Raw genomic sequence first — 269 nt, 5'->3', positions numbered from 1 at the left:
AATTTCTCTGCTTCGAATGGTATATCCATTAACCTCAGGCATAGATTTATTTAATACGTGGACAATTTTGTCGCCTAATGCGATCTGCGGCAAATCTTTTTTCCACGTCCACTTTTCCTTCATCCGTTCTTTTTCATCTTTTGCGATCTCATAATCGTTCTTGAGTATTCGTCGAATGAAAAAAGGAAGCTCTTCAAAATATTTCACACGCTCAGAAATGTTTCCCAATCGATGATGAACCCCAATCAATGTTCTTAATACAAACAGAC

At 37.2% G+C, this 269-nt stretch carries 1 protein-coding gene; it reads right to left on the bottom strand.

Annotated elements, in window-relative coordinates; all coding sequences use genetic code 11:
- Positions 1–269: hypothetical protein (locus tag ABS784_RS17130; protein ID WP_352513405.1), on the bottom strand; the 269-nt coding region annotated here is incomplete at both ends.

This window comes from Geobacillus sp. G4 (assembly GCF_040327975.1).
GTDB classification, from domain to species: Bacteria; Bacillota; Bacilli; order Bacillales; family Anoxybacillaceae; genus Geobacillus; species Geobacillus thermoleovorans.
This window is presented reverse-complemented; position numbering and strand designations above follow the sequence as displayed.